Annotated in this window: 14 protein-coding genes; 8 read left to right on the plus strand and 6 right to left on the minus strand. The window is 60.6% G+C overall.

The features are described 5' to 3' along the window. Positions 1-135: 135 nt before the first annotated feature. Complete coding sequence (locus VF684_RS15795; RefSeq protein ID WP_139441943.1) at positions 136-966, minus strand: CPBP family intramembrane glutamic endopeptidase; 831 nt, start codon at positions 964-966, stop codon at positions 136-138. A gap of 120 nt (positions 967-1,086) precedes the next feature. Here VF684_RS15795 and VF684_RS15800 point away from each other — a divergent pair, with 120 nt between their 5' ends. Next, positions 1,087-1,824: a substrate-binding periplasmic protein gene (locus VF684_RS15800; protein ID WP_139441944.1), complete on the plus strand. Its 738-nt coding sequence runs from the start codon at positions 1,087-1,089 to the stop codon at positions 1,822-1,824. A gap of 67 nt (positions 1,825-1,891) precedes the next feature. On the opposite strand, the gene VF684_RS15805 is transcribed toward VF684_RS15800, so the two are convergent. Together VF684_RS15805 and VF684_RS15810 are read right to left on the minus strand one after the other, a co-directional pair. Then, positions 1,892-2,188 (minus strand): hypothetical protein, encoded by a 297-nt coding sequence (locus VF684_RS15805; RefSeq protein WP_005348860.1) that lies wholly within the window; start codon positions 2,186-2,188, stop codon positions 1,892-1,894. 66 nt (positions 2,189-2,254) lie between these two features. Next, entirely contained in the window at positions 2,255-2,629 is a 375-nt protein-coding gene (locus tag VF684_RS15810; RefSeq protein WP_031227767.1) for a YacL family protein, read from the minus strand. 209 nt (positions 2,630-2,838) lie between these two features. Between VF684_RS15810 and VF684_RS15815 the strand changes: the two genes are divergently transcribed. From VF684_RS15815 to VF684_RS15845, 7 genes are all read left to right on the plus strand, one after another. Beyond that, a complete protein-coding gene (locus VF684_RS15815) occupies positions 2,839-3,954 on the plus strand; it encodes a sugar diacid recognition domain-containing protein (protein WP_376899068.1) in 1,116 nt (371 codons plus the stop codon). A 118-nt stretch (positions 3,955-4,072) separates the two neighbouring features. Further along, on the plus strand, positions 4,073-5,335 hold the full coding sequence (locus VF684_RS15820) for a GntP family permease (protein ID WP_108613298.1): 1,263 nt from the start codon (positions 4,073-4,075) through the stop codon (positions 5,333-5,335). 9 nt (positions 5,336-5,344) lie between these two features. Next, positions 5,345-6,478, plus strand: coding sequence for a glycerate kinase (locus VF684_RS15825; RefSeq protein ID WP_376899065.1), 1,134 nt, complete (start codon positions 5,345-5,347; stop codon positions 6,476-6,478). A gap of 232 nt (positions 6,479-6,710) precedes the next feature. Beyond that, on the plus strand, positions 6,711-7,274 hold the full coding sequence (locus tag VF684_RS15830) for an NnrU family protein (protein ID WP_042084306.1): 564 nt from the start codon (positions 6,711-6,713) through the stop codon (positions 7,272-7,274). 58 nt (positions 7,275-7,332) lie between these two features. After that, positions 7,333-7,869, plus strand: a complete 537-nt coding sequence (locus VF684_RS15835) for a glutathione peroxidase (protein WP_005340333.1) — start codon at positions 7,333-7,335, stop codon at positions 7,867-7,869. Positions 7,870-7,951: 82 nt separating this feature from the next. Continuing rightward, on the plus strand, positions 7,952-8,887 hold the full coding sequence (locus VF684_RS15840) for a LysR family transcriptional regulator (protein WP_005340335.1): 936 nt from the start codon (positions 7,952-7,954) through the stop codon (positions 8,885-8,887). Positions 8,888-9,069: 182 nt separating this feature from the next. After that, a complete protein-coding gene (locus VF684_RS15845) occupies positions 9,070-10,266 on the plus strand; it encodes a NupC/NupG family nucleoside CNT transporter (RefSeq protein WP_005348874.1) in 1,197 nt (398 codons plus the stop codon). A gap of 101 nt (positions 10,267-10,367) precedes the next feature. On the opposite strand, the gene VF684_RS15850 is transcribed toward VF684_RS15845, so the two are convergent. The 3 genes from VF684_RS15850 to VF684_RS15860 are packed head-to-tail and all read right to left on the minus strand — an operon-like array spanning position 10,368 to position 11,684. After that, complete coding sequence (locus VF684_RS15850) at positions 10,368-10,787, minus strand: DUF4426 domain-containing protein (RefSeq protein WP_033135536.1); 420 nt, start codon at positions 10,785-10,787, stop codon at positions 10,368-10,370. Between the two features lie 43 nt (positions 10,788-10,830). Further along, a complete protein-coding gene (gene yggU, locus VF684_RS15855; protein WP_005340341.1) occupies positions 10,831-11,133 on the minus strand; it encodes a DUF167 family protein YggU in 303 nt (100 codons plus the stop codon). Then, positions 11,133-11,684: a YggT family protein gene (locus tag VF684_RS15860; protein WP_047436998.1), complete on the minus strand. Its 552-nt coding sequence runs from the start codon at positions 11,682-11,684 to the stop codon at positions 11,133-11,135. The genes yggU and VF684_RS15860 overlap by 1 nt, the downstream gene beginning before the upstream one ends. Between the last annotated feature and the right edge of the window lies 1 nt (position 11,685).

The following is an 11,685-nucleotide window of genomic DNA, read 5'->3' on the forward strand; positions in this document are numbered from 1 at the left end:
GTTTACATTTTGGTTACAAGCAAATGAATTGGTTTTGTTTGGAGCTTTGTAGAGGAGTAAAGCGAGCGAGGCAGCACGTTTAAAGAGAGAGGGGGAGGTGCGAGGGAAGGCGCCCGTGTCAGGCGCCTTCAGGAGTTAGCGGTGGGCCAGCGGATAGGTGAAGAGCGCCAGATGGGCGAAGTTGAAGGCGAAGTGGATCAGGATGGCCACGGAGAGTCGCCCGCTGAGCTGGAATGCCAGGCCGTAGCAGCAGCCTGCCAGGGTCGCAAACAGCGCCAGCAGTGGGCCACCGGGCAGGTGGATGGCTCCGAACAGTAGCGCGGCCACGACGATGCCAATCCAGGGGCGGTAACGCTCGGTCAGCTCCTGCTGGATTGCGCCGCGAAACAGCGCCTCTTCCGCCACGCAGGTGAACAGCAGATTGTTGAGTGCAAACAGCCACCACCAGTGGGGCAGACCCACTTCCGGTTTCAGTGCTCCCAATTGCCAAGCGATGACCAGCAGGGTACCCAGCGGCAGCAGTAACAGGGCCAGCGGGCGCCAGCGGATGGCGCCCCCCTTGCCCAGCAGCATCGGGCAGGCCAGCAGCAAGCCAAAGAGCAGCAGCGGCTTGTCGAGGTTCAGATACATGTTGAACGGCACGCTGGCGGGGCCTGCCAGCGCCTGATCCAGCACCTTGAGATTGTTGAAGCCGGGGATCAGGTGCAGGGTCAGCGCAATCGCCCAGAGGATCAGCACCACTCTGGCCGCCATCGCCCAGCGGGCGGGGAGGGTTGGCGTACGCCACGCAAGCAGTAATCCTGCGACCGAGACCAGCAGGGCGGGTAGTGTCATTCGGTCAAGCCACAGTGCCAGCAGCAGGGAGAGTCCCAGCAGGGCCAAGGCGGGAAGACGCTGGCGGAAGAGGGCAAGCAGCACGGCCAGCGCCAGCGCGCCCCAGATAAATGAGTCGGGGAGGGGTAACATTGGATCTCCTTGATCGAGGCAGGCGGCAACCTTAACAAGTGGGCGTCAGCAGGACAACCGCGCAGGAGGTGGTCGGATCCCTTCTCTATACTCATCAACAGGGTAAAGGGAGAGCAGCTGATGAAGCACTGTCTGTGGTTGTTGTGTTGTTGGTGTGTCTGGCTGCAGGCCGCACCCTTGCTGCTGGTGACCGGTGAGTTCACCCCCTATACCGGCAAGGCCCTGCCTGAAGGCGGCGAGAGCACCCGGCTGGTGACGGCCCTGCTGCAAGAGGCCGGGTATCGAGAGCTCCAGGTCGACTACCTGCCTTGGCCCCGCGGCTATCAGTTGACCCGCAATGGGTTGGTCGCGGCCACCTTCCCCTACGCCTGGACTGCCGAGCGGGCCAAGCTCTTCCACTACAGCGCTCCCATTCATATAGATCGCCTCTCCTGGTTCACCTATAGGGGGAGCGAGGCCATTCAGGCTGGCCGCTGGCAAGGGCTGCGAGTCTGCATTCCGCTGGGGTGGAGCACCAGCCATGCCGACGGGGTGATCAAGCGTTTAGGGCTGGATCTGCAGCGCCCCAAGACCCTGGCACAGTGTCTGCAACTGCTGGATCGCAAACGGATCGATCTGCTGCCGATGAACGAGACGGTGACCAGGGATGCCAGCCGTCAGCTGTTTGGCGATCCTTGCCATCTACAGGCATTGCCCCACTTTCGCCAGAGCGACACCTTTTACCTGATCATTTCACGGCAGTACCCGGAGGCCGCGAACCTGCTTGAGCGCTTCAATCATGCCCTGGCTGCCGCCCGTGCCGATGGCCGCTATGACCAACTGGTCTCCCGAGCCGGAAAGGGGATCGATTGCCGTTGAGAGTGCACGGCCGGAAAACAAAAAGCCGGAGCAGTGGCTCCGGCTTTCTATTTGCCTTCAGGGACGCTTAGCGGCCTGATTCGGCAATCACGCGGGCGATGATATCGGCGCGCTTGCCGGCTTCCAGTTCGCCCAGGGCGATCAGGCCAGCCTTGAAGATGACGTTCTTCGGCAGGCTGACGTCGTCCAGCGTGGCGATCGCTTCAACGTGCATGCCGTTCAGACGGCTGGCATCGCGCGGGCTCAGGTTGACCTGAGTGTTCATCACCTGCTTGCCTTTCTTCTTGGCAGGTGCAGCCGCTTTCTTGGTGGATTCCTGTTCTTCGTCTTCCGGCAGTTCGTCATCAAAATCGTAAATAGACATAGTCAATCCTGTTGAGTTAGGCAAAAGGGCACGTTTGCCCGACATAGTAATCCGACATTGGGTCAATCAGCCCATATCCTCGTTACGGATAAAGGCGCGCCAGGAGCCGAGCACCTGGGCAAAATCTTCCAGCCCGCACATGGCCAGCTGTTCATCATCGTAGTAGGCGAGATCGTCAAGATCCTCACCCAGCTCGATATTGAGGGCGTTGGCTTTCACCTCCGCCTCTTCATGGGTCAGCAGCAGGGAGTAGTCACCGCCGTTGAGCCGGTATTCGACTCGGGTGCGGTTGGAGAGCTGATCAATGATGGAGAAGAGCTCGTCGAGCTTCTCCTCATCCTTGCCAACCTCGTCGATCAGCCACTGACCGATGGCTTCATGGCCCATGGAGAACCGGGCGCGATAGCCACCAAACGGGTCGCGGCGAAATTCATAATCCATAGTACAGTCCAGATCGGAGGGATGGGCCATCACGGGCAGGCGGGTGCAAGCACGCAATTCCTGCTCCATGGCGGGGCACACATCGGGTAAAGTGGCCTATTCTAGCGATCCCCCTCTCGCTTGTCTTGATGATGTGGCATCTTTGCGCCCATGTGCCCTGAATCGGCCCGTGGTGGCGTAGCCAGATCAGCCCCTTGTCCGGAGATGTTATGCAGCTAAACGATAATCTTGCCCGCCAGATCGTCGCACGGGCGATGAAGATCCTGTCGTTCTCGGTCAACGTGATGGACGAACACGGCTTCATCATTGCGTCCGGCAATCCGGAGCGGATCCATCAGCGCCACGAAGGGGCCGTGCTGGCATTGACCGAAAACCGGGTGGTGGAGATCAGCGAAGCGACCGCCTTGCAGCTCAAAGGGGTGCGACCCGGCATCAATTTGCCCATCTCCTACCAGGGGGAGCTGATCGGGGTGATCGGCATCTCCGGCGATCCGGAGGAAGTTCGTGCTTACGCCGAACTGGTGCGGATGACCGCCGAGCTGATCCTGGAGCAGGCGGCGCTTACCGAGCAGTTGCAGTGGGACAAGCGCCACAAGGAGGAGTTGGTGTTGCAGCTCATTCGTGGTGAGGGGCGAGTCGATCAATTGCAGCAGGCGGCCCGTTTTCTCGGGCTGGACTTGGCCCAGCCCAGGGTGGTGGCCGTGCTTGCGCTGGAGGAGGCCGATCCGGCGCGTCTGCGAGAGCTGGTTCATCAGCTGGAAAATCCGGAGCGGGACAATCTGGTCGCCATCAACGGGCTCGACGAGATAGTGGTGCTCAAACCGGCACAATTGAGTGATGGCGTCTGGCAATCGGCGCAGGAGCGCAGCCGGATCAAGCAGTTGCTGGCGCGTATTCCTCACTTCAAGGTGCATATCGCGGTGGGCGATTACTTCGCCGGGATCGACGGGCTGGTGCGCTCTTACCAAACGGCGCGAGATACCCTGCGCCGTGGCATGCGGCAGGCGCCGCGCAAACAGGTCTACTTCTTTGAGGACTACCGTTTGCCAGTGCTGCTGGGCAGTCTGGCGGACTCCTGGCAGGCGGATCAGCTGCGCACACCGCTGCAGAAACTAGCCCGGGAAGATGGCAAGGGGGCGCTGCAGAAGACCCTGCGCCACTATTTCTTGCAGGATTGTGATCTGCATCGCTGTGCCGAAGCACTGTTCATTCACCCCAATACCCTGCGCTACCGGCTGGGGCGAATAGAGCAGATAACCGGGTTGAATTTCAACAAGTTAGACGACAAATTTTTGCTCTATCTCGGCCTTAATCTCGACTTGTGATTGTAATTTTAGACAGAAAACCACTTTTACATGACGTGATTTTTGGCTATTCAGCCAAAGCATTCTGATTGCAGATCTCCATAATGGCGGCCATTCACTCCCATTGAAGGTGTCCGTCATGATCCCGGTTACAGCCCTTGGCGCTATCGCGGCGCTCTCCATCGCCATCATCCTCATTTTGAAGAAGGTGCCGCCCGCTTACGGCATGATCGTGGGGGCTTTGGCCGGTGGCCTGATTGGCGGTGCCGATCTGACCCAGACCGTCGCCCTGATGATCGGCGGGGCCCAGGGGATTACTACGGCGGTGATGCGGATCCTGGCGGCCGGTGTACTGGCGGGCGTACTGATCGAATCGGGTGCGGCCACTACCATCGCCGAGACCATCGTCAAGAAGCTGGGTGAAACCCGCGCCCTGCTGGCACTGGCGCTGGCGACTCTGATCCTGACTGCGGTCGGCGTATTCGTGGATGTGGCCGTTATCACGGTTGCCCCCATCGCGCTGGCCATCGCCCGCCGTGCTGACCTCTCCAAGGCGGCCATCCTGCTGGCGATGATCGGCGGTGGCAAGGCGGGTAACGTCATGTCCCCCAACCCCAACGCCATTGCCGCGGCTGATGCCTTCCATCTGCCCCTGACCTCTGTGATGGCGGCGGGCATCATTCCGGGTCTGTTCGGTCTGGTGATGGCCTACTGGCTGGCCAAGCGGCTGAACAACAAGGGCAGCAAGGTGGCCGCCGATGAGGTGGTGAGCTTTGCCGGTGCCAAGTTGCCGGGCTTTGCCGCCGCCATCAGTGCACCGCTGGTCGCCATCCTGCTGCTGGCCCTACGCCCGGTCGCCGGTATCGTGGTGGATCCGCTGATTGCGCTGCCGCTTGGTGGTCTGGTCGGTGCCCTGATGATGGGTAAATTCCGCAAGGTGAACCAGTTTGCGGTCTCCGGCCTCGCCCGTATGGCGCCAGTCGCCATCATGCTGCTGGGTACCGGTACCCTGGCAGGCATCATCGCCAACTCCGGTCTGAAAGATGTGTTGATCAGCGGCCTGACCGCCTCCGGTCTGCCTTCTTACCTGCTGGCGCCTATCTCCGGTGCCCTGATGTCGCTGGCGACCGCCTCGACCACCGCCGGTACCGTGGTGGCCTCCAACGTATTCAGCTCCACCCTGATTGAACTGGGGATCAGCAGTCTGGCTGGTGCGGCGATGATCCATGCCGGTGCCACCGTGTTTGACCACATGCCCCACGGCTCCTTCTTCCACGCCACCGGTGGCAGCGTCCACATGGGCGTGGGTGAGCGTCTGAAACTTATCCCTTACGAAACCGCAGTCGGTCTGACCATTGCTACTGTCTCCACCCTGATGTTTGGCGTGTTTGGCCTCGCCTAAGGAATTGATATGAAAATTGTTATTGCCCCCGATTCATTCAAGGAGAGTCTGAGCGCCATGGCGGTGGCTGATGCCATCGAGGCCGGTTTCAAGCAGGTGCTGCCGAACGCCACCTACGTCAAATTGCCGATGGCCGATGGCGGTGAGGGCACTGTGCAATCGCTGGTCGATGCCACCGGTGGCCGCATCCTGCCGGTTGAAGTGACCGCGCCCCTTGGCAACAAGGTGCAGGGCTTCGTCGGCCTGCTGGGCGATGGCGAGCGCGCCGTCATCGAGATGGCCGCCGCTTCCGGCATCCATCTCGTCGCTCCCGAGCAGCGCAATCCGCTGCTCACCTCCAGCTTCGGGACCGGTGAGCTGATCCTGGCTGCGCTGGAGATGGGGGTGAAGCACCTGATTCTCGGTATCGGCGGCAGCGCGACCAATGACGGCGGTGCTGGCATGATCCAGGCGCTCGGCGGCAAGTTGCTCAAAGCCGATGGCTCAGCCATCGAGCTGGGTGGCGCAGGTCTCAGTGAGCTCGCGACCATCGATCTGAACAGTCTGGATCCGCGTCTGGGCGAGCTGGTTATCGAGGTGGCGTGCGATGTGAACAACCCGCTGTGCGGCCCGAAAGGCGCCTCCGCGGTGTTTGGCCCGCAGAAGGGGGCGACCCCGGAGATGGTGCAGCAACTCGATGCCAACCTTGCCCGCTACGCCGACTGCATCGAGCAGGCCCTTGGCAAGCAGGTGAAGGATATTCCGGGGGCGGGCGCTGCCGGTGGCATGGGGGCCGCGCTGGTCGGTCTGCTTGGTGCCGAACTCAAGCCTGGCATTCAGATCGTGATTGAAGCCCTGAAGCTGGCCGAGGAAATGGCCGATGCGGACCTGGTTATCACCGGCGAAGGGCGCATCGACAGCCAGACCATCCATGGCAAGACGCCAATCGGTGTCGCACGTTGCGCCAAGCAGTTCGGCAAGCCGGTGATCGGCATCTCCGGTTGCCTGACCGACGATTGCGGTGTGGTACACGCTCACGGGCTGGACGCGGTATTCGCCGTGGTCAACCGCGCCATGTCTCTGCCGGAGGCGCTGGAGAGCGCCAGCACCAACATTCAACTCACTGCACGTAACGTAGCAGCGCTCTATCAGCTCAAGGGCTGATCCGGTTCGGCCGATGCGCCCCATCGGCCACTCAATATCCCCGTTTGGGGCATCTCCCATCCCGCGAGATGTCTGACTGCCCTGGCACTTATTTGCCGATCCATCGTGATCGGCTCTTTTCTTTCTGCTTCTTTGTCTTGCCACTCTTTTGACTCCATGGGTCAGCGCGGTTTTGATAGGCGCGCATCTCCCTTTACGGCATAGTGGTCGTACCAAGTACAAGGAGAGACTCATGTTCCTGCTGACCCTGGGGGTTGCGCTGTTTACCCTGATCCATCTCTACCCCTGTTTTGCGGTGGCCCATCGGGCGCGACTGAGAGAACGGCTGGGTGAGAATCGCTACAAGGGGCTCTTCTCCCTGCTGGTGTTTGTCGCCATCGCCTGCATCATCGCCGGTTGGCGCTCGGCCAGCTCGCTGCCGCTCTATTTCCTGCCGGAGTGGGGGCCGATGACCATGACGGTGATGATGCCCTTTGCTCTGATCCTCTTCTTCTCCGGCCAGGGGCCCAACCATCTGCGCCGCTGGCTGGTGCATCCCCAACTGCTCGGTACCCTGCTCTGGGCGGTGGCCCATCTGCTGGTCAACAGCGAGGCGCGATCTCTGGTGCTGTTTGGCGGCATCGGGCTGTGGGCGCTGGTGAGCATGGTCTGGATTTCGGTGCGGGACTGGCAGCGATATCCCCGCCCGGCGGCTAACTGGACGGGCACTGGCATCAGCGTCGGGGCGGGCCTGGCTGCCACCGCGCTGCTGGTGTTCTGGGGCCACGGCTGGCTGACCGGCATTCCATTGCATTGAGAGTGAACTGCGGCTCTGGTAACCGCGTATGATGGACAAAACAAAAGGAGTCTTGGCGATGAAATGGTTCACTCTGTTGCTGTTATTGGGGGCTGGCGCGGCCTCTGCGGCGTGCCCCGATTATTTCAATGTGGAGATGCGGGAGCTAAACAACTCTCAGCGCCACAACCTCTGTCAGCTGACCGAGGGCAAGGTGGTACTGGTGGTCAATACCGCCTCCTACTGCGGCTACAGCGGTCAGTTTCGCGATCTGGAGAAGCTCTACCAGAGCTACAAGGATAAAGGGCTGATTATTCTGGGTTTCCCCTCCAACGATTTCTGGCAGGAGGCGGGCAACGAGACCAAGACCGCCGAGGTGTGTCGCCGCGACTATGGCGTCACCTTCCCGATGTTCAATCGGGTAGCGGTGCGGGGCTCCGATGCTGTGCCACTGTTCAAGGGGCTGGCGGCGGCCGCTGATGGGGATGAGCCGAACTGGAACTTCCACAAGTATCTGGTGGGGCGCGATGGCAAGCTGATCGCCAGCTACGGCGCCAACCAGAATCCGGCTGACGACCCCCTCAAACTGCAGATCACCCGGGCGCTGGGGCTCTGACCCTACCCCTTGGCGGGCGGCTCTGGAATAATGGGCTCCCGCCACTCAATCCGGTTATCCTGTGCTGCAACGTCTTCCTCAAATGGTGATCTTCGATGCGCTGGTGCGCGAGCAGGGGATCTCTGCCGCCGCCCGTCGTCTCGGGGTCTCCAAATCCCATATCAGCAAGCAGCTGGCGCTGCTGGAGACCACCCTTGGCGCCCAGCTGGTGCAGCGCACCACCCGCCGCTTCGTCCTGACCGAGCTGGGTCAGGAGTATGCCCGTCACTGTCATGCGCTGGTGGCGGTGGCGCAGGAGGCTGACTCCATGATCGCCGAGCGGCGTGGCAAGGTGAGTGGCGTGCTCCATCTCGGGGTGGGCCAATCATTTGGTCGTCTGCACGTCATTCCCCATCTCAAGGCGTTTCAGGATCGCTATCCCGAGCTGGAGCTGGAAGTCTCGCTGTTCGACCACAGAACCAATTTGGTGGATGAGGGGCTGGATCTCTGGCTCACCACCTATGAGGACAAGCCGGAAGGGCTGGTGGGACAGCGGCTGGCCGACATTGGCTTCGTGGTGGCGGCTTCGCCGGATTACCTGCTGAGCCACGGCACGCCGCTTCATCCCAAGGATCTGGCCCAGCACAACTGCATCACTTACCAGAGTCGGGAGCGGCGCTATCACCAGTGGTCGTTTCGCCAGGGCAAGGAGCGCCAGACGGTGCAGGTGGCGGGCAACTATCGGGTGGATATGGCGGAGGCGGTGCGGGATGCGGCACTGGCCGGGCTCGGCATCGCCTATATCGCCAACTACTTGCTGGACAAGGAATTACAGAGCGGCAAGCTGATCCCGGTGTTGCCAGGGTGGCGACCGAACCAGCAGATGGCGGTACACGCCGTTTATGCCCGGCGTGAACATCTGGATCCCAAGATCCGTCTCTTCATCGATTTCCTCAAGGCCCGCTTTGGCCCCGAACCCTATTGGGAGCAGCGACTGGCCCCCTGGCTCGGGGGTAAATTGTCCGGTGGTGAGGAATGATTGTTTCCATTTAAGAACTTTCGATTTCTCCTGATACTAAAATCGAACCAAATCAGCCAGTTGGCGCAACCGATATCGTGCAAACGTTTTTTCTAACAGGGTTGTAACCAAGCGGACTTGCAGTGACGGGGTGAGAGGCGCAGAATCCGCGCCCATCCTTTGCCCCACCTGATGGAGTCCCTATGATTGCCCTGCTCGGCATCCTGAGTATCCTGGCGCTTGCCGTCATATGCTCTGATAATCGTCGTCGTATCCCGTTGCGAACAGTTGGTCTTGCCCTCTGCTTGCAAATCATGTTTGCCGGTTTGGTGCTCTGGTTGCCTGCCGGTCAGCACGTGCTGAACGGGGTCAGCGAGAGCGTAAGCAGCGTGATTGGTTATGGTCAGGAGGGGATCGCCTTCCTGTTCGGCGATCTGGCCAAGTTCAAGCTGGGCTTCATCTTTGCCTTCAACGTGTTGCCGGTCATCATCTTCTTCTCCGCGGTGATCGCCATCCTCTACCATATCGGCATCATGCCGCGGGTGATCGCTCTGCTGGGTGGTGGCTTGCAGAAGCTGCTGGGTACCGGCCGTGCCGAGAGTCTTTCCGCGACCGCCAACATCTTCGTCGGCATGGTAGAAGCGCCGCTGGTGGTCAAACCCTACCTCTCCAAGATGTCCGATTCCCAGTTCTTCGCTGTGATGAGCTGTGGTCTCGCCTCCGTCGCCGGTGGCACCCTGGTGGGCTATGCCAGCCTCGGGGTTGAGTTGAAATACCTGATCGCAGCGGCTTTCATGTCGGCCCCTGCCGGTCTGGCGATGGCCAAAATCCTGGTGCCGCCGGGAGCTGAAGAGGTCGATCACCATCAGGATGTCGAGATCCCCCGCGCCACCAACGTGATTGAAGCGGCGGCCGATGGCGCCATGTCTGGCCTCAATATCGCGGTGGCAGTCGGTGCCACCCTGCTGGCCTTCGTTGGCGTGATCGCCATGCTCAATGGTCTGCTCGGCTGGGCTGGCGGTCTGGTGGGGCTGGATCTGAGCTTCCAGATCATTCTGGGCTGGCTGTTTGCCCCCGTCTCCTGGCTGATCGGGGTACCCTGGGATCAGGCGCAAGCCGCTGGCGCTCTGATCGGTACCAAGATCGTGGTCAACGAGTTCGTCGCCTTCATCGGTCTGGTGCAGGATCAGACCCTGAGCGAGTCGAGCAAGGCCATCGTGACCTTCGCCCTGTGCGGCTTTGCCAACATCTCCTCAATGGCGATCCTGATCGGCGGTCTGGGCTCCATGGTGCCGGAGCGCAAATCCTTCATCGCCCGTTACGGCATGCGCGCCATTCTCTCCGGCGTGCTGGCGAACCTGATGAGTGCCTGTCTGGCCGGTCTGTTCCTCGCCCTGTAACAGTCGCGGTACGGAATAGATGCAACAAGGGCGCCCTGATGGCGCCCTTGTCGAATGGATAAAATGAAGCCCCGACTTTGGTCGGGGCTTTTTGTTGGTGCTCAGTCTACGTAGAAGGTCTGCTGGAAGCTGAGGTTCTGTTGCTGCCCACCGCCCATGATCTTCAGGGTGAACTGATAGGTGTCTTCGTTGCGGTAGGGGAGGGTTGCCAGATAGTAGATGGCATCGCCCTCTTTTACCTCCTGAAAGCTCAGGGTGCGGATGGTGCCGGTCAGGTTCTTGGCCTCACCGGTGATCCCCACGGCTTGCGCCACTTTCTGCTTGTCCTGTACCGCGATATTGATGATGGCGTTGTAGCGGCTGCGCTCCAGTCCATACGCCTTGGCGACCTCGGGGGTGAGAAAGCTGGAGTTGAAGGCGTTGTAGTGCACCAGCCAGGGCCCCAGCTCCTTCATCTGTTCTGCCTTGAGCGGCAGGGTCATCAGCAGTGCCAGCAGGCCACTCATCCAGGCTGTTTTCATCTGTCATCCCTCTCATATCTACGGTTGGCGCAGGCCGATTCATTCAGCCTTGCGTGTCATTCAGCAGCGCACTCACTTCTTGCGGCAACTGTTTGGGGCTGTCGATGGCGACGGTTTTGTGTCGCCCCAGCTCGCCCCGCACTATGGTGATCTGTCCCTTGGCCACCTTGAACTGCTTGGCCAGAAACTTGATCAGATGACTGTTGGCCTGGCCATCGACCGGCGGCGCCGTGATGGCCACTTTCAGCTCTTCGCCATGCAATCCGATGATCTGATCCCGACTCGCCTTGGGTTGGATCACCAGATGCAATACCAGTTCATCCCCTTGTTGCAGGACGGCTGGCATCAAATCATCCACCACAGCTGGCCGAACAGGTCACCCAGCAGGTAGTTGATGGCTTGCAGGCCGATAAAGGCGACCAGCACCGAGAGATCCAGCCCGCCCAGTGCCGGCAGTACGCGGCGGATAGGGGCGAGGAACGGCTCGGTCAGCTGATGCATCACGTATTCGATGGGGTTGCGGCCCTGGCTGACCCAGCTCAGGATGGCGCGGATCAGCAGTACCCAGAAGATCATCGAGCCTGCTTTTTTCAGCACGGTCAGCGCGGCAAACAGGCTGATGCTGAGCCAGTCTGCCAGCAGCACGTTCATGCTCTTGAGCAGGGCAAGCTTGGCGAAGGCGATGGCCAGCGCCAGCACCACGGAGGCGAGATCGATGCCGCCCAAGCCCGGGATAACGCGGCGCAGCGGGATCACCAGCGGATTGGTCAGCTTGACCACCATCTGGCTCATCGGGTTGTAGAAGTCGGCACGGGCCCACTGCAGCCAGACGCGCAGCAGGATCACCATCAGGTAGAGATCGAAAACGGTGTTAATCAGAAAGTAAGCAGTGTTCATC

The sequence above is a fragment of the Aeromonas sp. Lyrl_2 genome, from assembly GCF_051948815.1.
Classification (GTDB): Bacteria; Pseudomonadota; Gammaproteobacteria; order Enterobacterales; family Aeromonadaceae; genus Aeromonas; species Aeromonas veronii.